Genomic DNA, 20,396 nt, shown 5'->3' with positions numbered 1-20,396 from the left:
CGATCTTTGAGGTTATTCGGGATTGTTTCAGGCGACCCCGTCGACCAGCAGCATAGGGCGCCCGTCGCTGCTGATTTCGATACGCGCCTCCACACCAAACGCCCTGCGCAAATGTTCCGGGGTCACCACCTGATTCACTGGGCCGGCGCTTACGACGTGACCCTCTGCAAGAAGTATGGCCTGGTCAGAGCGTCGCAGGGCGACGCCGAGATCGTGCAGCACGATTATGGTGATCATTCCGCGAGAGGCTGTTTCGTCACGCAACAGGTCCATGACTTCGAGTTGATGGCGCAGGTCGAGGGCGCTCAGGGGTTCGTCGAGAAGAAGCACCCTTGGAGATCGCGCCAGCGCTTGGGCCAGACCTGCAAGCTGCCGCTGCCCGCCCGATAATTCATCGAGGTAGTGATGCGCAAGCGAGGCTATGCCCAGATCTGATAAAATCTTCAGCGCTTGGGCGATGTGATTCGATTTGCGAGAACGATTGTCAGTGCGCATGGCCACGAGCACTGTTTCCAGAGTTTGCATCCGGATCGGCGGCGGCAACGTCTGGGGCATATAGGCGCAGTAACGTGCGCGTTCGGGGGGAGCGAGGGCGCCGAGGGGGATATCGCCGAGCGATATCGCTCCGTCTGCGGCTTTCAGCCCTGCAAGCGCCCGCAGCAGCGTCGATTTGCCGCTGCCGTTCGCGCCCAGCAATGCGGTGATCGAGCCGGGAGGGAGGGGGCCGACGGTCACCCCGTCCAGAATGCGCCTGCGTCCGTAGGAGATAGTGAGCGGACCAGCCGTCAGAGAATCTTGTATAGCCTCTCTCATGACGCCGGACGCCGCAAAACGACGCCCAGGAAAAAGGGGATTCCCACAAGCGCGGTGACGATCCCGACCGGAAGGACCTGGCCTGGCACCAGATTGCGTGAGGCTAGGGTTGCGCCTGACATGATCAGGCAGCCGGAAAGGGCTGCGGCGGGCAGGTAAGCCCGGTGGTCTTCGCCGACCAGGCGGCGCGCGATATGGGGCGCCACCAGCCCTACGAAACCGATGGTTCCCGAAAATGCGACGGCGATGGCGGCAAGAACACTGATCCGCATGAGCGAGGCGAGGCGCACGCGGCGGACGTCGACCCCCATGCTGGCGGCGCGGTCTTCGCCCAGCCGCAGCGCGGTCAGAGCCCACGCTGAACGGAGTGAAAAGGGCGCAACGATTACGCAGGCGACGAACAGCGCACCGATTTTCGGCCATGTTGCGCGCGTGACGCTGCCCATCGTCCAGAAAATCAAATCCTGCAACGCGTCTTCTGATGCAATGAATTGCAGGAGGGCGACGCAGGCCTGAAAGGTAAAGACCAGAGCGATGCCAAACATGACGACCGTATTGGTCGCGGAGCCTCGAAGGCGGGCGACGGCGTCGAGCGCCAGGGATGAACCGATTGCGAACAGAAATGCATTGGCGGCGACAGCGCCTTCGCCGCTTAGAAACGGAAAGGGTAGGCGCCAGTCAAGAATAATAGCGAGGGAGGCTCCGAACGCTGCGGCCGCCGACAGACCGAGCGTGAAGGGGCTGGCCAGCGGATTGTCCAGAATGGTTTGCATCTCGGCCCCGGCGAGACCGAGAGCGAGGCCGGTCAGGACCGCCATCACCGCATAGGGCAGGCGTAAACGCCAGATGATGGTTTGCGCTCCAGCGTCGCCTTGTCCAAGCAGGGCCCGAAAGATGTCGTCGACGCCCAGTCTCGCCGGGCCAAGGGCCAGATTGATCACGAACGTGACGCTCAGCAATGCCAGAAGGCTCGCCAGAACGACGATCCGCCGCCGTTGCAGAGACCGGTAAGCCACGAGCGCCGTCTCAATCTCCGGCGAAGGAACCGCTGGACTGGAAACGTCGGGAAACGACGTTTCCGGCGGCGCTGCAGGGGGGCGGGAAGTGCTCGTCACGTCGGCGGAATCACCGTCCACGGCGTCGCTTCTTAACGGCGTGGGAAGGTGGGACGTTGCGCAAGGCCTCGTCGTCGGTCATCGCGCTGGCTGTGTGGTTGCGTATTTTTTTTACTGGCGAGACGTCGCGCCTGCGGAGCAGAAGACGCACGGCGCCCTGATTGGCCTGATGGCTATGCGTCGCGGCGAGGACCACGCGACGCAAGTCGACCCGCCCGAGCCAGTGCGGGAGTTCGCGACGCAGGATTCCTCCCTCCGGTCCCGACCCGAGACCCGTGACGATTTCGACGCATCGAACGCCCTCGACGTATGCTTCGTGCAGAAAGGCTTGCAGACGGTAGAACGCAGCCTGAGCGGTCATTCCGTGCAGGTCCAGCCTTCTCTCTACCGGAACGCGCCCGGTCGCCAGTTTGCGAAGGTTGCGGGGATCGATGCCTGACGCAGGCGTTGTGACGGTCGCCTTGCCTGTCGTGCCGCTTCCGGCTCGGCGAGATGCCTTCGCGCGCAGATGCGCCGCCATGGCCGCTTCGGCGGCGGGCAGAAACGAGGATGTGGGCGTTCGGGGTATGGAAAGGGCCGCATCGCTCCGGGATCGGGCGATCGCGTTCGGCGCAGTCGGGTTGCGTACATTCAGGCCTTGAGCGGGCGCTTCGAGATGAGCTGGACTCAAATTCGCCTGCCGTGATGCTTTCAGGCCGGGAGTTGGCGGCAAGGGACGCGGGGCGTGCGCGTTTGTCGTGCGCAACGATGGCGCTTCGGCGGCGTTCTGCGCCGGAATATCGCTTTCGCCCGGCCTTGTGTCGGGCGCAGGCCGCCCCAGCGGCGTCACGTCACGCACGCAGCGCATCCAGAGCTCTCGCTCGTCATCGCGCAACGTCCTGCGGCGCACGCCTGATCCTCTCGCTTCTCTATGGTCGTTCGCCGTATGCGCGACCTTTGGTCATGATGCCGCCTCGGCTTCTATCGCCGCAAGGGGCAAACGAAAAACCCGCTTCGACCGAGGGGGGAGGGATATTGCGCCCGCCTGATTTGAGGCATTGAGTATTCCACATCCGTGCGGCGATAGAAGCCGAGGCGCGGCGTATAAAATTTGGAGTGATCATGGCCGGACCAAAACTCTTTGAGCCTGTTCGTGTCGGTTCGCTGGAACTGGCCAACAGGATCGTCATCGCGCCGATGTGTCAGTACTCAGCCCAGAATGGCTGCATGAATGACTGGCACCTGATCCATCTCGGCGGGCTTGCGCTTTCCGGCGCCGGTCTGCTCACGATCGAGGCCACGGCGGTCCTGCCTGAAGGGCGGATCTCCTACGGCGATGTCGGATTGTGGGATGACGTGACCGAGGCTGCGCTGCGTCGGACGCTGGATGGCGTACGCGCCTGGTCCGATACGCCGATCGCGATTCAGCTTGCGCACGCAGGGCGCAAGGCGTCGCACGAGGTTCCGTGGAAAGGGGGGCAGCTCATCCCCTCGAACGTGGAGAATGGCTGGCGTACCGAGGCGCCGTCTGCGACGCCGTACGCGCCGGGGACCGAAGCTCCTGCGGCCCTCGACAAGGATGGGCTGCGGCGCGTGCGCGACGCCTTTGCCGCCGCCGCCCGCAGGGCCGCCCGGCTGGGGATTGACGCGGTGCAGTTGCATGCTGCGCACGGTTATCTGCTGCATCAGTTCCTGTCGCCGCTCGCCAATCAGCGAGAGGATGAATATGGCGGCTCTCTGGAAAACCGCCTGCGCTTTCCGCTTGAGGTTTTCGACGCCGTGCGCGAGGCGTTTACCAACGGGCCTGTGACGATTCGCGTTTCCGGCTCCGACTGGGCGCCGGGCGGGTGGGATGTCGAACAGACGATCGCTCTGGCGCAGGCGCTGGAGACGCGGGGATGCGACGCCGTGCACGTCTCCAGCGGCGGGTTGACGCCGGACCAGAAAATTCCTGTGCATCCCGGTTATCAGGTTCCGCTGGCGCGCGCGGTGAAGGCGGCGACGCGCTTGCCGGTCGTTGCGGTCGGGCTGATCACCGGCTTCGAGCAGGCTGAACAGATCGTCGCCACAGGGGACGCAGATATGATCGCACTGGCGCGCACCATTCTCTACGACCCGCGCTGGCCGTGGCATGCGGCGGCCCACCTTGGCGCCAGGGTGCGGGCGCCGAATCAGTATTTGCGGTGTCAGCCGCGCGCTTACAAAGACCTGTTCAACGTCTGATCACGCGCCGGAGGCCGCAGGCTGCGAGGGGGCACCCTTCGCAGCCCGACTGGGCGCTTTCGTCAACGGCGAACGCGTCGTGGGATGGAAAGCGTAAAGCCTGCCGCGAGTAACGCAGCGCGTGCCTTGATTCAGTGGGCTGGGTGCAGGGGCCAGGTCCTATTTTTATAGCGCTCAGGCGGCGTAAGATTCTGTGGTCTGTAGCTCAGTCTTGCGTCGGCCGATCGAGAGCGCCATGAAGGCGGCGATTACGCCCGTGCAACCGGACAGTATCAGCGCATCTTTGTAATTGCCCTGAGCCTGACGAAGCATTCCGGCGATGAACGCTGCGGATGCTGCGCCAACCTGATGGCCGCAGACTATCCACCCGAATACGATGGGCGCCGCGCGCTCTCCGAACGCGGCGTTGGTCAGTCGCAGCGTCGGCGGGACGGTGGCGATCCAGTCCAGACCATAGAACACGCCGAATATGGTCAGGCTGGGACCGGAAAAATCAGAAAAAGGCAGGAAGCAGAGCGAAAGCCCACGGATTCCGTAATAGGCGAACAGCAACCGGCGCGCGTCGAAGCGATCGGTCAGCCAGCCAGACAGGGTCGTGCCGAAAAGGTCGCACAGACCCATCATCGCCAGTATGCCAGCAGCTGGAACCTCGGCGATCCCATGATCGGCGCAGATGGCGATGAAATGGGTGCCGATCAGGCCATTCGTCGTGAAGCCGCAGACGAAGAACGTCAGAAACAACAACCAGAAATCACGTCGCTGCGCGGCGCTCAGAAGGGTTTCGATCGCAAGTTTCGCAGGATGCGTCGTCGGCGGCGGTGGCGGCGCGTAGTCCGCCGGAGCGCCGTGAGGAAGGACGCCGCGATCAGCAGGATGTTCGGGCAGAAGCAGCGCGACAAGCGGGATGAGCAGAACGCAGGCGGCGCCGACGCAGAGCGTCACGGCCCGCCACCCGACGCTTTGCGCGATATGGGCGAGCGCAGGCAGAAATATCAGCGACCCGGTGGCGGTGCTGGCCGCGAGAATGCCCATCACGAGACCACGCCGCGTGACGAACCAGCGGTTTACGACGGACGCGCCCAGCACCATGGCGACGGCTCCGGTGCCGACGCCGGTGAGCGCCCCCCAGGTGACGAAATACTGCCACGGCTGCGTCATGGCGGACGAGGCGAGGGTCGACGCCGCCATCAACGCCAGCGCCCCGAGCAGCGTGCGGCGGATTCCGATGGCCTGCATCAGCGCCGCCGCGAACGGACCCATGAGGCCGTAGAGGAAAATGCCTACAGCCGCCGTGGCCGCCAGCGTCTGACGACTCCATCCAAGAGTGTCGTGCAATGGCATCATCAGCACACCGGGCGTAGCGCGGACGCCTGCCGAAACAAGCAGGGCGGCGAAGACGACGGCGACAGCTACGACCACGGGGGCGGCGACACGGGGAGATGCTGGCGTCTGATTCGGGGAAGGGTTGTGAGGCGGTGATGGAGCGCGCATATGACTTACCGGTAAGTTACATCTGGCATTAGCGTACCGGTCGGTAACATTGTCAATGGAGGCGAGATGCGGCGCAATCGCGACGGCGAGGGTTCGATGGTGGAGAGCGGAGCGCATAGCGACCAGCGGCCGCTCACCACCAGTTTCGGCAGATTTGCGCAGTCGCACGGCGAGGTCTCGATGCCCGTTGTCGCTGAGAGGGGACGTGCAGCCCCGACGGGCGGTGAGTCGGCGGAGTTTTCTCCTGAGGACGGTTCTTCAACGGATGTCTCTTCTGCAAGCGTCCGCACGGCGAGGGCTTCGTCAGTCGGCGGCGCGCCTGTCGCCCGCCGTGGAGACCGCGTTCTTGCTGGTGACAAGATAAGGGAGACTGCTGCGTCGCTGTTTTACGCGCGGGGAATCCGGTCGGTGGGCGTGGACGAAATCGTGCGTGCGGCGCATGTCACCAAGCCCAGCCTCTATCGCGCCTACAAATGCAAGGACGATCTGGCTGAGCTTTTCCTGCGGGATTACCTGTGCAGTTTCAATGATCGGATGGCGGGTTTCGAGGCCATTTACCCGAGCGATCCACGCGCCCAGATCATCGCCTATTTTGACGATCTGACGAAGCGGGCGGTCCGGCCGGATTACCGTGGCTGCGCACTCAGCAACGCACTGCTTGAGTATACGGAGTCCGATCATCCGGTGCGCCGCCGTGCACAGGAACTGAAACAGGATATCCGTGAGTGGATGACGGCCAAATGCCGGGAGACGAAGGTCGCCGATCCTGAAACGCTCGCCGACAGGCTTCTGCTGTTGATGGAGGGGGTTTACGGCGCGGGGCAGGCGTTTGCGCTGCCGGGTCCCGCTGCGCAGGCGGCGGCGCTTGCGCGTCTCGTGCTGGATGCGGCGGGATGTGCCGCACCCTGAAGCGGGCTTCACGGCGTGTCCGGGCAGCGCGTCGTTCCATGAAACTTCTCAGACCGAAGGTGGTGTCCGAAGCAGCCATCCTGTACAAAGGTTGGCATGACCCAGCAGCGCATTGCCTCCATCCACCGCGTCACCGGTGAGACTGATATCGCCGTCACTGTGAACCTGGACGGGACCGGCGTCGCGTCGATCGACACGGGCGTGGGTTTTTTCGACCACATGCTGACGGCTCTGGCTCGGCATGGAATGCTCGACCTCGATATTGTGGCGAAGGGTGATCTGCACGTCGATTTCCATCACACGGTCGAAGATACGGGCATCGCCCTGGGGCAGGCGATCACACGTGCTCTGGGCGACAAACGTGGAGTGCGCCGATTCGGCCATGCGCTTGTGCCGCTCGATGAGGCTCTGGCCGAAGTTGTGGTCGATCTTTCCGGACGGCCGTTCATCGCGTGGACCGTAGATTTCCCGGCCCCTGTGGTTGGTGAGATGGACACGGAACTGTTTGAGGAATTCTTCCGGGCGTTCGCGATGGCGGGAATGATGACCCTGCATGTCACGAACAAGGCAGGGCGAAACTGTCACCACATCGCAGAGAGCGCATTCAAGGCTGCGGCCCGGGCGCTGCGGATGGCGGTGGAGCCAGACCCGCGCGCGTCGGGCGTGGTGCCTTCGACGAAGGGGGTGCTGTGAAAGTTTTCACCGTATGGGTGCCTGGGCCGAACGCGCCGGTCTCGCAGCGTGATGCGCGAGCGCCTGTTCTCGTAAAGGACGGCGTTGACTGGCGCGTCGCTTTTTTCGGGTGGCTCGGTCTGCTTCGCGGTGGCGCATGGATGAGCGGGCTGTTCGCAGCCTCCGCGACGATGTTGGTTCGGACCGGCGCGGGCGGCTTCGTGGCGCCGTGGGCTATCCTGTGTCTGAGCCACCTTGTGTTGGCGGTGTCCGCGGGCGATTTGCGCGCATGGGAGTTGCGCCTGCGTGGCTTTCGCCCCGACGGCGTGATCGTGGGCGCGTCTCGCGACGGAGCGCTGTTGCGCTATCTTGACCGCGTTCGGACAGAGAGCGGCGGCGAGCGGCGACATGGTGCGCCGGGCGGCCTTATTCCTGACCCGTTTGCGGTTGCGGGCGCCCGGTTATGACGACGAAAAGCCCTGATGGCGCCAGGTTGGAACGGCAACTGATCGTTGTGATCGATTATGACGGCGGCAATCTTGCGTCTGCGGCTCGCGCCGCGACGCGGGCCGCAGAAATGGTCGGCGTCGACGCCGAAGTCGTGATTTCAAACGATCCCGGCGCAGTGCGGCGGGCTTCACGCATCGTACTGCCGGGGCAGGGCGCGTTTGCGGATTGCGCACGCGGATTGGCGGCGGTTCCCGGCCTTCGGGCGTCCATCGAGGACGCTGTTGACGGAGGCTCGCCGTTCCTGGGCATCTGCGTGGGTATGCAGTTGATGGCCGAGCGCGGGCTTGAGCATGGCGCGACGCAGGGGTTGGGCTGGATCGGCGGAGAGATCGCGCCGATGGAGGCGCCGGGCCTGCGGCTTCCGCAAATGGGGTGGAACGAACTGACGCTGACCCGTCCGCATCCCCTGACCGAGGGGCTTGGCCTGGCACCGCATGGGTACTTCGTGCATTCGTACGCCCTGACCGGGGCCGGGCCGGGAGATTTGCTGGCGACGACCGATTACGGCGGCGCCGTTCCGGCGATCGTCGCGCACGGCAATCGGGCAGGGACGCAGTTCCACGTTGAGAAAAGTCAGGATGTGGGGCTGAAGATCATGGCGAATTTTCTGCTGTGGGAGCCTTCGCGCGGATCGGAAGGGGTTGAGGCGTGAGCGAGACGCAGTTGACCGCCGAGCGTGTCCAGGAGTTGTCGGAAGACGACCTGCATGCGTTGTGCGAGGCGACTGACGCCGCGATTCTCGATGGCGGGGGATTCGGCTGGGTCAATCCACAGGGATTGAAGACGCTTTCCCGTTATTTTCAGGGCGTCATGTTGGTGCCGGAGCGCCAGTTGTTTGTCGCACGGCACGACGGCGTGATCGTCGGATCGGCGCAACTCGTCCGGCCACCGCGCAACAACGAAGCGCAGGCGATGGCTGCGAGCCTGATGCATTTCCATATTGCGCCTTATGCCCGTCGGTTCGGGCTGGGGCGCAAGCTGCTTGACGAAATCGTGCAATGCGCTCGCGCGATGGGATATCAGCTTCTGAATCTTGACGTGCGGGAAACGCAGGATCGCGCCATCGCGCTGTTTCGCCGCGCGGGCTTCGAGCAGTGGGGCACGCATCCGGGATACGCTATTGTTGGCGGGCGGCTGGTGCGCGGTCATTATTTTGTCATGCGTCTTCAGGAGCAAAGTCGGGTCGTGCATCAGGTGTCGGAAGAAAACTCCAGGTCTGACGCGGGCGTTGTCGGCGCGTCAGCGCGTCCGCTTACGCTGTACCCGGCGATCGATCTCAAGGACGGCGCCTGCGTGCGGCTGCGGCGCGGAGAGATGGATGACGCGACGATTTATTCCGACGATCCCGGCGCGCAGGCGCGGCAATGGTGCGCCGCCGGGTTTCGCTGGCTGCACGTTGTCGATCTCAACGGCGCTTTTGCCGGTCGCTCCGCCAACGTAGACGCTGTACGCCGGATCGTCGCAAATGCGACGACGCCGGTGCAACTCGGCGGCGGCCTGCGCGACATGGAAGGGATCGCTGCGTGGCTGGAGGCAGGCGTGACGCGGGTGATCCTCGGTTCCGTCGCCGTGAAGAACCCGGAACTCGTGCGTGAAGCCTGTCGCGCTTTTCCCGGCCGCATCGTCGCCGGAATCGACGCACGTGGAGGGCAGGTCGCGACGGAAGGCTGGGCGGAGGTTTCCGACATGCAGGCGACCGAACTCGGGCTGCGCATGCAGGATGCGGGGGTTGCAGCGATCATCTTCACCGAAATCAGCCGTGACGGGATGCTGGAGGGGCTCGACCTGGAGCAGACGGCGCAACTCGCGCGCACGGTATCCATTCCCGTCATCGCCAGCGGCGGCGTGGGCTCGCTTGATCATCTTGCCGCCCTGAAGCGCGTCGCACAGGACACGCCGGGGATCGAGGGCGTGGTCGTCGGGCGCGCGCTTTATGACGGGCGCATTTCTCCGCATGAGGCTCTTGAGGTTCTGGCCTGATGTTGAAGCTGCGCGTCATTCCCTGTCTCGACGTGAAAAATGGCCGTGTTGTGAAAGGCGTGAATTTCGTGTCGCTCCGCGATGCAGGCGATCCGGTCGAACAGGCGGCGCTTTATGACGCAGCCGGGGCGGATGAGCTGACTTTCCTCGACATCACCGCCAGTCATGAGAACCGCGATACGATACTGGACGTCGTGAGCAGGACGGCGGAACGCATTTTTCTGCCGCTGACTGTTGGCGGAGGCGTGCGCGTCACCGACGATATGCGGAGGCTCCTGTTGGCGGGCGCGGATAAATGCGCGATGAACTCTGCTGCGGTGTCCCGGCCTGAACTGATCAACGAAGCGGCGAACAAGTTTGGAAGCCAGTGCGTCGTCGTGGCGATCGACGCGCGCTCCGACGGGCGGGGCGGCTGGGAGGTGTACACGCATGGCGGTCGGACGCCGACGGGACGTGACGCGGTCGAGTGGTGTCGTGAGGTGGCGGCTCGCGGAGCGGGGGAGATACTGCTGACGTCGATGGATCGCGACGGCACGCGGTCCGGTTTCGATCTTGACCTGCTGCGGGCGGCCAATGCGGCTGTCAGATTGCCCGTCGTTGCGTCAGGAGGCGTCGGGGAGCTGGAGCATTTTGTGGAGGGCGCTCGCGCCGGGGCGACTGGCCTTCTGGCGGCAAGCGTGTTTCATTTCGGGCAGTTTACGGTGCCGCAGGTGAAGCGTGCTTTGGCCGACGCAGGTTTGCCGGTGCGGACGACTGCTTGACGCCGATACAATGAATACGCTGCGCAGTGTGATGGGCGACCTGATCGCAGAGTGCGCAAAAGTTTGCAACTGACCGGATGTGAGATGGCCAAGACGCCTGTGAAGAAAAGTTCCGCCAAGACCGCCGGCGCTGCGAAAAAGCGCCGGAGCGCCGGTGTTGACGCCGTCTCGATTGAGGCCGCGCCTGCGACCGGGTCACTTAAGGCGCGCGTGGCGACGGCTCTCGCCAAGGGGCGAGGCAAGGGGAAGGCCAAAACCAAGGCGCGTGTTGGAAAAAACACGTCGCAGTCTTCGGATGTCCGAATTGCGCCGGATTCGGCGATCGACGCGAGCGTTCTGGATCGTCTTTTCGACGTGGTGACGAGCCGCCGCGATACGGACCCCGCGATCAGCCATTCTGCGCGTCTTCTGTCGCGCGGCACGCGCAAGATCGCGCAGAAGTTCGGCGAGGAAGCGGTCGAGTGTCTTATTGAGGCTGTTGCTGGACGCTCCCATGAGATGATCGGAGAGAGTGCGGATGTTCTCTACCATCTGATCGTCATGTGGGTGGATGCGGGCGTGACCCCGGCGGAAGTATGGGCCGAGTTGGCGCGTCGCGAGGGCACGAGTGGAATCGAGGAAAAGGCGTCCCGCGTTCCCGTCAAATCCTGATCGGCGTTGACGCCGCGGCGGACAGTTTTTGCGTATGGAGGAAGACAGGATGGCGGTAAGCGGTATCGGGCCTTACGATCCCCAGAACATTTTTGCAAAAATCCTGCGAGGGGAAATCCCTTGCAACAAGGTTTATGAGGATGACTGGGTTCTGGCGTTTCACGATATTGGACCGAAAGCGCCTTCGCATATCCTGGTGATCCCGAAGGGCGCATACGTCTCATTCGCGGATTTCAGCGCGAAAGCCTCAGGAGAGGAAATCGTCGGCTTCAATCGAGCTCTGGGCGCGATCGCGCGCGAACTGGGGCTTGAGGAGGACGGTTATCGCGTGATCATGAACGTGGGGCCGAACTCGGGGCAGGAAGTCCCGCATTATCACGCGCATCTGCTCGGCGGCGGTCCTCTGGGCGCGCTGATCGGCTGATTTCGTCTGTGGCGTTGGAAGCGCCCGTCTGGCGGAACCCTGGCTGCCGGGCGCCGGGTCAATGTCGGGGTGAGGCCGCAAGGTGCGGCTCCGAATATGAAGGATCGTTCAATGTCTGAAACTCCCTCTTCTCGTCTTGCCGCGTTGGGGATCGTTCTGCCCACGCCCGCGACGCCTGTCGCCAACTACGTGTCCTGGACGCGTTCGGGTTCGCTGATCGTGATTTCCGGCCAGCTACCACTCAAGGATGGCAAGTTGCTGGCGACTGGCAAGCTTGGCGGGGAAGTGTCGATCGAAACTGGCGTCGAGGCCGCGAAATTCTGCTTCATCAATCTTGCGGCACAACTTCAGTCAGCCGTTGGCGACCTGACCAAAGTTACGAAGGTTGTGCGGCTGGGCGGGTTTATCTCCTGCACGCCGGACTTCACCGCGCATGCGGCTGTGATGAATGGCGCGTCGGATCTCGCTGTCGCAGTGTTTGGCGACATTGGTCGTCATGCGCGTTCGACCGTCGGGGTGCCGTCTTTGCCGCTCGATGCTCCGGTCGAGGTCGAGGGCATGTTCGAGATCGCCTGATGACGGCGTGGGCGCTCACGCTTCACGATTCTATTCGGGGGCTTTCTCCGGAGGCGTGGGACGCCTGTGCGGGCGACGATAATCCTTTCGTCAGCCATGCTTTCCTGTCGGCGATTGAAGACAGCGGTTCAGCGACGCCGCGCACTGGATGGCTGCCCCGTCATGCGGCTCTGCACGATGGACAGGGGCGTCTGGTCGCGGTGGCTCCGACATATCTCAAGGCGCATTCATACGGCGAATATGTGTTCGACCATGGTTGGGCCCGTGCGTTTGAGGCAGCCGGAGGAGCGTATTATCCCAAGCTGCAGGTGGCGTCGCCGTTTTCTCCAGTTCCGGGACCGCGTTTGCTGGTTAGGCCTGATCTGGTGGCTCCGGGGGGCGCATCGTCCGCGCGTGATGCGTTGGCGGATGGTCTTGCGCAGGTATGTAGAGAGTTGGAGCTTTCGTCTTGCCACGTGACGTTCTGCACGGAGCAGGATTATGACGCATTTGGCAAGCGCGGTTGGCTGCAGCGGTTAGGCGTACAGTATCATTGGCATAATGACGGTTACGCGTGCTTCGACGATTTCCTTTCACGTTTGGCGTCGCGAAAACGGAAGGTTCTGAAGCGGGAGCGGCGGGATGCAAATGCGTGTGGCCTTACGTTTCGCGCGGTTCGAGGCGGCGACATTTCCGAAGCTCTATGGGATGCATTTTTCGAGTTCTACCAATCGACTATCGATAGAAAATGGGGCAGCGCGTATTTGACGCGCGAATTTTTCTCCTTGCTGTCGGCCCGGTTGGGCGACCGCGTGGTGCTTATGATCGCCGATCATAACGGCAAGCCTGTCGCCGGGGCGCTGAACCTGCTGGGGCGTGACGCGCTTTACGGGCGGAATTGGGGATGCGTCGGCGAATGGCCGTTTTTGCATTTTGAATTGTGCTATTACAGAGCAATAGAATTCGCCATAGAAAACGGAATTTCGCGCGTCGAGGCGGGCGCTCAGGGTGATCACAAGATTCAGCGCGGTTATGTGCCAAGTTTTACGCATTCGGCGCACTGGATTGAAAATCGGGGATTGCGAAATGCGGTAGCCGAATTTCTTGATCACGAGCGCATGGCGGTGATTGGGGAGGCGGAGGCCCTGCGTGAATTCTCCCCGTATAAACAGGAGGAGGCGGGCTGACGTTTGCAATTGGAATGGCGCGCCAGCAAACGAGCAGGATTGTTGAAATTGTTTTGCTAAGCTTTTTCTGAGGTTTGCTGACGTTACCGATCAAGAGTCACCCTCCATTACCTTCGGAAATGTGTCTTCAACGTTCTCTGTTTTGGAAGGTGTCTTTCATGAAGCGTTTGTTTTGTGCCGCCATGATGGCATGCGGTATCGTGGGGTGTGGTGCGACGCAGCAGCCGTCAGCCGTAGGTATGGCGAATCCCGCATCGGTCTATTGCCAGAAGCAAGGCGGAGGGCTGGAGATCAGAAAAGAGAGAGATGGTCAGGTAGGGTATTGTCACCTGCCGGATGGTCGGACCGTCGAGGAATGGGCGCTGTTTCGGTCTTCGCGTTCGTGATGTTTTGGGGGGGGGCGCGAGAAGGACTCTTTCTCGTAGGTGAATTGTAAAGACCATCGGTGCGGCGAGACGTGATCCTGAGCCTTCTACGACTTGCGTGCGTCAGCACGTCAAAATCGACTCTACTGCGGTTTCCTGGTGCGGCAGCGCCGTTAGCAGCTGCTATTGCAGCTATGTTCCCGGCGGCAGTTTTCGCCGCGTGCCCCGAGCAGTTCGTTGCGGGAGTCCCTCCGCGATCTGACCGGCAACTGATTGTTCTCTGCTCTGCGGAGTTTGTCAGCGGTTACTCCGCAGAAGATCGGGAACCGGCTTGGAGCGCAGAGCGGCTTACGGGAGCAGGCGTGCTGCTGGCGGAAAATTTGAAGGGGCGAGGGCATTTTCATGACGATATGAGACTGCCGCGATCCGTTCGATCGACGCGATCCGCCTATAAACGTTCAGGTTGGTCCATGGGGCATATGGCGCCGTCGGGAGACGCCACGACGCGATCAGGTCGGGAAGAAACATTCGCCCTGTCGAATATTGTGCCTCAGGCGATCGTTCTGAATTCGGGGCATTGGAACGAGATCGAGCGGAACGTGCGGCGTATCGTGAAGAGGGACGGCGAGGCCTATGTCGTCACCGGCCCGGCCTTTCGCGAACCGCTCGGCGTTGTCGGCGCTGATCGTGTTCGTATCCCTTCGTCAATTTGGAAGGCCGTCTATGTGCCCGGAAGACACGCCGTGTCTGTCATCGTGTGCCGCAACGTCGGACCATACGGATGCGACGCTGTCGGGTTGGATGCGCTGGCGCGGGTTGTTGGAGTAACACCCTTTCCGGGTCTTCCGCACTCTGAGCTTCGTAGGGACAAGGAACTTGATCGCTCCCTGTTGGATGGCCGAAGTTAGCGGCAATCAGGCCAGTGGGATGCGCAGAAGGCGTCGAGGCTCATCACAGGAGTCCTCGGCGCTTTCACGGGATGCTTGCGGAAGTTGCGCCCGGTTGGGATGGGGCGCAACTCTGTATATATGTTATGCGGTATGAATTTAAAAGCTATGACTGACCAGATCGCGTGGGTGTGATTGGCGGCGTAGAGTCAGATTGGCGGACGCTGACCCGCTTAATTGCTCTCAAGATTCGTCTGCCAGCGTTTTTCCATATTGTTGTGCTACTGCGGGTCTGTGTCATTTTGTGGAGGTCGTCGTGAGATCTATAGCTGCCGTCGTCGCTTTGGTCGCGTTGTGTGCAACGTTGCCGGTTCAGGCTCAGCCCGCTCCGGGTGGCTGGCATGGTTCAGGCCGCGGCCCCGGTCCCAACCATTGGCGGCATGGCGGAGGTCCGGGCCGGTTCCGTCCGCCTCCGCCAGCCCCTATGCGTCCTCCAATGTGGCGCTCTGGAATGCGCTATTATGGCGGCGCTCCGTGGGTAAACGACTGGCGTGGTTATCCTGGCCTTTATGCGCCGCCTTACGGATACCGCTGGGTGCATGATGGGAACTCATTCCTACTGACTGCAGTTGCTACCGGGGTGATCACCGCGGTAGTAGCTGGGGCACTTGCGCATCCGTAACGGGAGAACGTTGCAGGCCTCCTGTTGGCTGCCTCTGAGATTGGGGCAGCTATCACTGAGGGTTGCTTGGACTCTGAATTCCGCGTCGTCATTTCCAAGTAAATTGTCGACGCGGACATATTGCCGGGACAGCGTTCTTAAGGCCGTGACAAATTTATTTGATAGCGCGACCACCTGAAGTCGGCAGGGTAGTCTTTATGGTAGCTGCGGATGAATTGGTGGGTGTGGATGTTTTGTGGTCTCAAGCGAGATCTGGTCGTGATTTGGAGGGACTGATTCTTCTGGGTTCTGTAATGGCAGTTAGCGATGTGAGTTTCTGGACATCAACGTGACTAATAAACGTATAAAATTTACAAATACACAAAAATATAATCCATTAAATATATTTGTATTTATTTTCTCGCAGTTATAAATAGAAAAAACCGAGATTTTGAATATAAGGTTTGAGTTCTCGCAAAAAAGCCTGAACGCTGGCCCGCGCATGCTGTCTTGTCGGTTGTACAGCGTAGAGGTCAATGGTCTCACCTCTCATATTCGGCAGAACGCGTATGAGTTGACCATTTTCAAGATCTTTATGGACATCACAAAGAAGTTTGTAGCCAATTCCTTGGCCGGATAAAATCCAGTCGTGAAGTATTTCGGCGCTTGTTGTTGAAAGTCTTGGTTTTATAGAAACTATGTCAGTATCCATCCCATCGCCTATTACCCATTTGTTTAACAATGTCATTGTTTTGTTGCGAACAAGGCAGAGGCAATCGTGGTCGAGCAGGTCTTTGGGGGAGGCGGGAACTCCGCGACGGGCGAGATAGGATGGAGATGCGCACAGCACGCGGGTCGTGGAGGCCAGTCGCGTGACGACTGCTCCGGCTTCGTCTGGCATCCCGAGGCGCAGGATCACGTCCAGGCAGTCGCTGAAATTGTGGAGGCCTTCGGCGGCGACGGCGAGGCTGATATTGATCTGGGGGTGCTTCAGGCTGAATGCTTCGATGAAGGGAGCTATTTGATAGCGACCGATTTCGACGGGAGCGCCGACGTTCAAAGAGCCTCTTGGCGCGTGCGCCGCGGCGGCAATTTCGCTTTCAAGCTGGTCTATCTCGGCAACGATGCCCAGAGCGTTTTCATAATAGACCCGACCGGTTTCACTCGGCGCAAAATGCCGTGTATTGCGGATCACCAATGTGCTGCCGAGACGCTTTTCCAGCCGCGCGAGATGACGCGATATGGCTGCGGGCGAACTGCCGAGACTGCGCGCGGCCGCGGTCAGGCTCCCTGCTTCGATGAGCGATATGAAGAACCGCAGATCCCCTGTCTGGTCATCCGCCATGATGGACACTTCTCCCTGAAGCGCATTTCGGGTTTATTTTTGCATTTTTGTAAACAGTTTTTTTCCCAAAAAAGCACTACTCGAGCGCAATCAACGGGAGCATTAAAGGGCCTACTACAACAGATTGTGATGAAGCTTCCGGTGCGGTTGACGACGACTGCCCGGAGCGGGCTGTGTCGAGGTGATTCCATGTCGATTTTGAGTGATGAACTGGTGTGTGAAGGCGAAGAGCTTCGGAGCAGACTGATCGGAACGTGGGAACTTGTGTCCTACAAGGTGGAAGAGAAGGACACTCTCCGCACGATCGACGCCATGGGGACTTCACCGCGCGGCCGCGTCATCTTCACCGACAGCGGTTGGGTCGCCTTCAATCTGGAAGGAAGCGGGCGCGAGTTCTCCAACACAGACGCGGGTCGGGCTCAGCTTATGAAGACCCTCGTGGCCTATATCGGACGGTATCGCATCGAGGGTAACTGCTGGATCACCAGCGTTGAGACTGCCTGGACTCCCGACTGGGTAGGCACCGAGCAACGGCGTCAGGTCGTTCTGGATGGCCGGGATCATGCGGATGTGGTGACGCCGTGGCGGAAGATGCCGAACTGGATGCCCGATAAACTCACACGCAGCATCATCCGCTTCCGTCGCGCGACGCCGTAACGGGCGCGCTGGCCGACTCCGTCCAGTTTCCGCAGAGCCGCCTTCGCGTCTCCCATAACGTGCGGCAATCTGGATCATGGCGGGTGGCGCGCTTCTGGCGGATAAGACTGCGCCGAACGCCTCGTCAGCCGAATGTGGACTTTCGAGACAGATACTCTCGCGGGCCAAGCCGCTCTCCTCGGGCGGCTTTCTTCGTGGAGAGCATTCTGTGTCCAATTTTTCTCGCCGCTCGTTTCTGCGCAATTCTGCGCTTGTCGGAGCTGCGCTGACTGCGGCGGCCTGCACCGTCACGACTACCGGCGGCGTTACCGCGATTACCCTGAATGTGGCCAAGCTGCAGGCCTATGGTCAGGCGGGCCTAAACGGCGCGGCGACGATTGTGGGACTCGCTGCCGGCGTGGCGTCGTTGACTCCCTATCTGCCGGCGATTGAGGTCGGGGAAACGGCCCTTGCCGCCGCGTTGACAGCGTTTAGCTCGGCTGCAGGCGCGACTGTAACGATTACCTACGACGACACGAACTGGAAAACGCGTGTCGACAGCCTGTTCTCAGACCTTTCGACAGTGGCGAGCTCCATCGACGCCGCGATTCAGGGGGCCGGTTCGGCTCTGTCAACGACGGTGCGAAATGACGCCACGATGGCGCTGAACGCGCTTGAGACGGTTATCGCGCTGTTTCGCGCGTTGCTCTCGGGAGCTTCCGCTGGCGCGACGCCAATGAGCGAGCCGCAGGCGCTGCGTGTGCTTGGCGTCGCACTGTAAGTTGGGGCTGACAGCGTGCCCGCCCGCGCAGTTCGCGATAGTAGCCAGGTGCGGGATGCTGAAGCATTACACCCGGGGAGCTTAAGCGTCGAGCGTAGACGGCGTCGATTGGGCGGGAACCGAACATACGCTCTGACAAGCGCATTCTTTATCTTTCTTTCATCCTGTTCAGAGCTTCCGGGGCAGGCTAGGCGCGACCTTGTGGGTGTCAGCCTGCCAGATCTCGTTTCCTGCGCCGGACAGCCTGCGGAACGGATGCGCGTTGGGCGCGACGACTGGGTTTTGATTTTCGCTCCGGTGACAATCACGACCCCGTCCGTAACTGGCTCAGTGCCTTTGCTCGGTGATTTGCTGAAACCGTCTGTAACGGCGAGCGCGCAGGAGTCATGTCGTATGACAGCGCGCGTTCGCGGGGGGCGGATCGCGAGTCTGCATTACGTAGGCACGTCGTCGCTGCTGTTTGGTGCGCACGCGGCCTGCGCGCCGCTCGTGCGAGATTGTCTGAAATATCCGGATCGAACGTCGCTGCCGAAAAATTATGATGCGGACGCTATACTTTCACAAAAAGAAGATGAACCATGATCACAAGAAAACTGGGTAAGCTTCCGGCGCGGCATGATCCGCGCACCTTTCGCATGGCGGAGCCTCTCGCTGCGGCGCTGCCAGTTCCGCCGCTGTCCGCGAACTGGGCCAACGACGTATCGTGGCCAATGTGGGCGAATGACCGCTACGGGTGCTGCACGCAGGTTGGCGTCGCGAGTGCGATCCGTACGTGGACCGGGGCGGCGCAGGCGCCGGTTCTGCTGAGCGAATCTCAGGTAATGGACAATTATGGCGCAGAGTCTGGATTTAACCCTGATATTCCCTCAACTGATCGGGGCGCTGTGGAAGTTGACGTGCTCGAACGCTGGCGTGTCGAAGGATATGAGCGGCCAGGACAGACGCGGGACTATCTGACGGCTTATGGGTTCGTGAATCCACAGGATGTCGCGGGCGCACAGCGATCGATTGCATTTTTGGGCGGTCTTTATATCGGACTGTCGCTTCCGGAATGGGCTTGTGTCGTCGGGTGCGGGGATTGGGATTACACGCCCGACCGTAACAATGCGATCGCGGGCGGGCATTGCGTGTGGTTGCATGGTTACGACGCGGATTGGTTTTATCTGAACACATGGGGCGAACAAAAACGAATGTCTCACGCGTTCATGCGGCAGTTCTGTGACGAGGCTTACGGGCTCGTTTCTCGCCAGAACTGGATGTGCGTTGATGGCGTCTCACCGAATGGCGAGATGCTCGACGCCCTCGTCAGCGAGATGCGGGCTGCTGCCAGTGTCTGAACTCGGACTTGTCGCAGGAGCATGCCTGCTTGTGGGTGGTTTGCTTGGGCAAATCGGTATGATTCTGATCCTCCGCTGGCGCTCCAGAAGACGCTGGCCCTACGGCGGAAGTGGGCGGCTCTGATCACGTATTAGCATTAGAGGGGAGGTGTGCGGACGTGCTTCACGGGTAGCCATTACAACATGCCCAACCAGGCGAAGCCCGCCCAGAATGCGAAAATAAGAAAAATACCTCCCAAGAGAACAGGAAGCACGAGAGTTCGTAGAACTGACGTGTTTCCTGCAGGTTCTTCGCCAATGCCCTCGGCCTGTTCTATGGCGTCGGCTCTGCTATCGACCTCCGCGTCTTCGGGCGATTGTTCGGTCCAGCCGACATCCGGTAAAAAATCGGAATCTTTGTTCATTGACGGGTTTCTGCCTGAATTATGAACACCTCGAACGCTATGCGCGTTATGGAGTGTAAAATGCAAGTTGAACCGGTGATCACAATCGTAATCGCGGTTGCAGCTTTTGGGCGAGGCATTCGCCAGACAGCTTTATCGCGCGTATGGCGTCAATTGGATTTTCTGTTTTTGATTTGGTTGCCCGTTATGAGAAAACAGCATCGTCAGAGTTTGCTACTTCCTGTGAATATTTGGAGCATGCGATTTAAATTGATATAAATTTCATGTGGTTTATTAAACATAACAATTTTGTTTATTATTTTTTGATAAATAAATAATTTGTATTTATTTTTCTTTTGTGGAATATTTTGTGACGCTAGGGTCTGTTAGGTCTTGAGATGATCTGCTGTTGCAGCGATGCAGATGACAGCCATGAAGGACGTAGCGGTTTTCTCATACCGCGTGGCGACTGCTCTCCACTCCTTGAGGCGTGCCCACAGGTTTTCCACCAGATGTCGGTGCCGATAGGCCCATTTCGGGCAGGCTACTTGCGGTTCGTTGCGTTTTGTCGGGATGACCGGGCGTGAACCCCTGTCCCATAAGGCCTCTCGAAACTGGTTCGAGGCATAGCCCCGATCGCAGACGACGTAGCGCGGGGCGTGCGGCAATGCGTCAAGGAGGGCCATGGCCGAGGGAAGTTCATGGGCCTGACCTGGTGTCAGGGTGAAAGA

24 protein-coding genes are annotated in these 20,396 nt (G+C 60.8%); 17 read left to right on the top strand and 7 right to left on the bottom strand.

Going from position 1 to position 20,396, the window contains the following annotated elements; all coding sequences use genetic code 11:
• Nucleotides 1-27: 27 nt before the first annotated feature.
• The 3 genes from G442_RS0113315 to G442_RS26575 all read right to left on the bottom strand — a co-directional run bounded on the left by G442_RS0113315 (nt 28) and on the right by G442_RS26575 (nt 2,817).
• Nucleotides 28-813, bottom strand: a complete 786-nt coding sequence (locus G442_RS0113315; RefSeq protein WP_035376633.1) for an ABC transporter ATP-binding protein — start codon at nt 811-813, stop codon at nt 28-30.
• Complete coding sequence (locus G442_RS22310; RefSeq protein ID WP_035376650.1) at nt 810-1,844, bottom strand: FecCD family ABC transporter permease; 1,035 nt, start codon at nt 1,842-1,844, stop codon at nt 810-812. Before G442_RS22310 ends, G442_RS0113315 begins: the two co-directional genes overlap by 4 nt.
• Nucleotides 1,845-1,938: 94 nt before the next feature.
• Nucleotides 1,939-2,817: a Smr/MutS family protein gene (locus tag G442_RS26575; RefSeq protein WP_371863417.1), complete on the bottom strand. Its 879-nt coding sequence runs from the start codon at nt 2,815-2,817 to the stop codon at nt 1,939-1,941.
• A 212-nt stretch (nt 2,818-3,029) separates the two neighbouring features.
• On the opposite strand from G442_RS26575, the gene G442_RS0113300 reads away from it, so the two are divergent.
• Nucleotides 3,030-4,130, top strand: coding sequence for an NADH:flavin oxidoreductase/NADH oxidase (locus G442_RS0113300; protein ID WP_026398385.1), 1,101 nt, complete (start codon nt 3,030-3,032; stop codon nt 4,128-4,130).
• Between the two features lie 174 nt (nt 4,131-4,304).
• Here G442_RS0113300 and G442_RS22300 read toward each other — a convergent pair whose 3' ends face one another.
• Nucleotides 4,305-5,621, bottom strand: coding sequence for an MFS transporter (locus tag G442_RS22300; RefSeq protein ID WP_084440594.1), 1,317 nt, complete (start codon nt 5,619-5,621; stop codon nt 4,305-4,307).
• Nucleotides 5,622-5,687: 66 nt separating this feature from the next.
• On the opposite strand from G442_RS22300, the gene G442_RS22295 reads away from it, so the two are divergent.
• The 13 genes from G442_RS22295 (at nt 5,688) to G442_RS26680 (ending at nt 15,204) form a co-directional block, all read left to right on the top strand.
• On the top strand, nt 5,688-6,530 hold the full coding sequence (locus G442_RS22295; protein WP_246789448.1) for a TetR/AcrR family transcriptional regulator: 843 nt from the start codon (nt 5,688-5,690) through the stop codon (nt 6,528-6,530).
• 96 nt (nt 6,531-6,626) lie between these two features.
• Nucleotides 6,627-7,223, top strand: coding sequence for an imidazoleglycerol-phosphate dehydratase HisB (gene hisB, locus G442_RS0113285; protein WP_026398384.1), 597 nt, complete (start codon nt 6,627-6,629; stop codon nt 7,221-7,223).
• Nucleotides 7,220-7,669 carry a hypothetical protein gene (locus G442_RS22290; protein ID WP_051292318.1) on the top strand — a complete coding sequence of 150 codons (450 nt, stop codon included), beginning with the start codon at nt 7,220-7,222 and terminating at the stop codon, nt 7,667-7,669. The genes hisB and G442_RS22290 overlap by 4 nt, the downstream gene beginning before the upstream one ends.
• The gene (gene hisH, locus G442_RS0113275) at nt 7,666-8,364 is read left to right on the top strand and encodes an imidazole glycerol phosphate synthase subunit HisH (protein WP_051292317.1); all 699 of its coding nucleotides are present in this window, start codon (nt 7,666-7,668) and stop codon (nt 8,362-8,364) included. The genes G442_RS22290 and hisH overlap by 4 nt, the downstream gene beginning before the upstream one ends.
• Nucleotides 8,361-9,692: a 1-(5-phosphoribosyl)-5-[(5-phosphoribosylamino)methylideneamino]imidazole-4-carboxamide isomerase gene (gene hisA / locus G442_RS0113270; protein ID WP_026398382.1), complete on the top strand. Its 1,332-nt coding sequence runs from the start codon at nt 8,361-8,363 to the stop codon at nt 9,690-9,692. The genes hisH and hisA overlap by 4 nt, the downstream gene beginning before the upstream one ends.
• The gene (hisF, locus tag G442_RS0113265) at nt 9,692-10,453 is read left to right on the top strand and encodes an imidazole glycerol phosphate synthase subunit HisF (RefSeq protein ID WP_026398381.1); all 762 of its coding nucleotides are present in this window, start codon (nt 9,692-9,694) and stop codon (nt 10,451-10,453) included. Before hisA ends, hisF begins: the two co-directional genes overlap by 1 nt.
• A gap of 303 nt (nt 10,454-10,756) precedes the next feature.
• Nucleotides 10,757-11,104, top strand: coding sequence for a phosphoribosyl-ATP diphosphatase (locus G442_RS26570; RefSeq protein ID WP_084440601.1), 348 nt, complete (start codon nt 10,757-10,759; stop codon nt 11,102-11,104).
• 49 nt (nt 11,105-11,153) lie between these two features.
• Nucleotides 11,154-11,528, top strand: coding sequence for a histidine triad nucleotide-binding protein (locus tag G442_RS0113255; RefSeq protein WP_026398379.1), 375 nt, complete (start codon nt 11,154-11,156; stop codon nt 11,526-11,528).
• A 111-nt stretch (nt 11,529-11,639) separates the two neighbouring features.
• Nucleotides 11,640-12,104 (top strand): RidA family protein, encoded by a 465-nt coding sequence (locus G442_RS0113250; RefSeq protein WP_026398378.1) that lies wholly within the window; start codon nt 11,640-11,642, stop codon nt 12,102-12,104.
• The gene (locus tag G442_RS0113245) at nt 12,104-13,270 is read left to right on the top strand and encodes a GNAT family N-acetyltransferase (protein ID WP_026398377.1); all 1,167 of its coding nucleotides are present in this window, start codon (nt 12,104-12,106) and stop codon (nt 13,268-13,270) included. Before G442_RS0113250 ends, G442_RS0113245 begins: the two co-directional genes overlap by 1 nt.
• A 158-nt stretch (nt 13,271-13,428) precedes the next feature.
• Nucleotides 13,429-13,656 carry a putative hemolysin gene (locus G442_RS24455; protein ID WP_084440593.1) on the top strand — a complete coding sequence of 76 codons (228 nt, stop codon included), beginning with the start codon at nt 13,429-13,431 and terminating at the stop codon, nt 13,654-13,656.
• 71 nt (nt 13,657-13,727) lie between these two features.
• Nucleotides 13,728-14,543: a DNA/RNA non-specific endonuclease gene (locus G442_RS0113240; protein WP_456303707.1), complete on the top strand. Its 816-nt coding sequence runs from the start codon at nt 13,728-13,730 to the stop codon at nt 14,541-14,543.
• 295 nt (nt 14,544-14,838) lie between these two features.
• The gene (locus tag G442_RS26680; RefSeq protein ID WP_456303706.1) at nt 14,839-15,204 is read left to right on the top strand and encodes an RcnB family protein; all 366 of its coding nucleotides are present in this window, start codon (nt 14,839-14,841) and stop codon (nt 15,202-15,204) included.
• 406 nt (nt 15,205-15,610) lie between these two features.
• Here the strand turns inward: G442_RS26680 and G442_RS0113235 are convergent, their stop codons facing one another.
• Nucleotides 15,611-16,528: a LysR family transcriptional regulator gene (locus G442_RS0113235; RefSeq protein ID WP_026398375.1), complete on the bottom strand. Its 918-nt coding sequence runs from the start codon at nt 16,526-16,528 to the stop codon at nt 15,611-15,613.
• Nucleotides 16,529-16,717: 189 nt separating this feature from the next.
• On the opposite strand from G442_RS0113235, the gene G442_RS0113230 reads away from it, so the two are divergent.
• From G442_RS0113230 to G442_RS0113215, 3 genes are all read left to right on the top strand, one after another.
• Nucleotides 16,718-17,185, top strand: a complete 468-nt coding sequence (locus G442_RS0113230; protein WP_051292315.1) for a lipocalin-like domain-containing protein — start codon at nt 16,718-16,720, stop codon at nt 17,183-17,185.
• A 208-nt stretch (nt 17,186-17,393) separates the two neighbouring features.
• Nucleotides 17,394-17,945 (top strand): hypothetical protein, encoded by a 552-nt coding sequence (locus G442_RS0113225; protein ID WP_026398373.1) that lies wholly within the window; start codon nt 17,394-17,396, stop codon nt 17,943-17,945.
• A gap of 578 nt (nt 17,946-18,523) precedes the next feature.
• Entirely contained in the window at nt 18,524-19,282 is a 759-nt protein-coding gene (locus G442_RS0113215) for a hypothetical protein (RefSeq protein WP_026398371.1), read from the top strand.
• A gap of 176 nt (nt 19,283-19,458) precedes the next feature.
• On the opposite strand, the gene G442_RS22285 is transcribed toward G442_RS0113215, so the two are convergent.
• Together G442_RS22285 and G442_RS0113205 are read right to left on the bottom strand one after the other, a co-directional pair.
• On the bottom strand, nt 19,459-19,686 hold the full coding sequence (locus tag G442_RS22285) for a hypothetical protein (protein ID WP_051292313.1): 228 nt from the start codon (nt 19,684-19,686) through the stop codon (nt 19,459-19,461).
• Between the two features lie 365 nt (nt 19,687-20,051).
• Nucleotides 20,052-20,396 (bottom strand): IS5/IS1182 family transposase (locus tag G442_RS0113205; protein ID WP_026398370.1); only part of this gene is annotated, 345 nt, incomplete at its 5' end.

Origin of the sequence: Acetobacter nitrogenifigens DSM 23921 = NBRC 105050 (genome assembly GCF_000429165.1) — a bacterium.
GTDB classification, from domain to species: Bacteria; Pseudomonadota; Alphaproteobacteria; order Acetobacterales; family Acetobacteraceae; genus Acetobacter; species Acetobacter nitrogenifigens.
Note: the sequence above shows the minus strand (reverse complement) of the source record. Positions and strands in the feature narration are given on the sequence as shown.

Bases quoted from the DNA above. Each gene is read 5' to 3' on its own strand.
- G442_RS0113315 (WP_035376633.1), bottom strand. From the start codon at position 813: ATGAGAGAGGCTATACAAGATTCTCTGACGGCTGGTCCGCTCACTATC.
- G442_RS0113300 (WP_026398385.1), top strand. From the start codon at position 3,030: ATGGCCGGACCAAAACTCTTTGAGCCTGTTCGTGTCGGTTCGCTGGAA.
- G442_RS22300 (WP_084440594.1), bottom strand. From the start codon at position 5,621: ATGCGCGCTCCATCACCGCCTCACAACCCTTCCCCGAATCAGACGCCA.
- G442_RS22295 (WP_246789448.1), top strand. From the start codon at position 5,688: ATGCGGCGCAATCGCGACGGCGAGGGTTCGATGGTGGAGAGCGGAGCG.
- hisB (WP_026398384.1), top strand. From the start codon at position 6,627: ATGACCCAGCAGCGCATTGCCTCCATCCACCGCGTCACCGGTGAGACT.
- hisH (WP_051292317.1), top strand. From the start codon at position 7,666: ATGACGACGAAAAGCCCTGATGGCGCCAGGTTGGAACGGCAACTGATC.
- hisF (WP_026398381.1), top strand. From the start codon at position 9,692: ATGTTGAAGCTGCGCGTCATTCCCTGTCTCGACGTGAAAAATGGCCGT.
- G442_RS0113255 (WP_026398379.1), top strand. From the start codon at position 11,154: ATGGCGGTAAGCGGTATCGGGCCTTACGATCCCCAGAACATTTTTGCA.
- G442_RS0113250 (WP_026398378.1), top strand. From the start codon at position 11,640: ATGTCTGAAACTCCCTCTTCTCGTCTTGCCGCGTTGGGGATCGTTCTG.
- G442_RS0113245 (WP_026398377.1), top strand. From the start codon at position 12,104: ATGACGGCGTGGGCGCTCACGCTTCACGATTCTATTCGGGGGCTTTCT.
- G442_RS24455 (WP_084440593.1), top strand. From the start codon at position 13,429: ATGAAGCGTTTGTTTTGTGCCGCCATGATGGCATGCGGTATCGTGGGG.
- G442_RS0113235 (WP_026398375.1), bottom strand. From the start codon at position 16,528: ATGGCGGATGACCAGACAGGGGATCTGCGGTTCTTCATATCGCTCATC.
- G442_RS0113230 (WP_051292315.1), top strand. From the start codon at position 16,718: ATGTCGATTTTGAGTGATGAACTGGTGTGTGAAGGCGAAGAGCTTCGG.
- G442_RS0113215 (WP_026398371.1), top strand. From the start codon at position 18,524: ATGATCACAAGAAAACTGGGTAAGCTTCCGGCGCGGCATGATCCGCGC.
- G442_RS22285 (WP_051292313.1), bottom strand. From the start codon at position 19,686: ATGAACAAAGATTCCGATTTTTTACCGGATGTCGGCTGGACCGAACAA.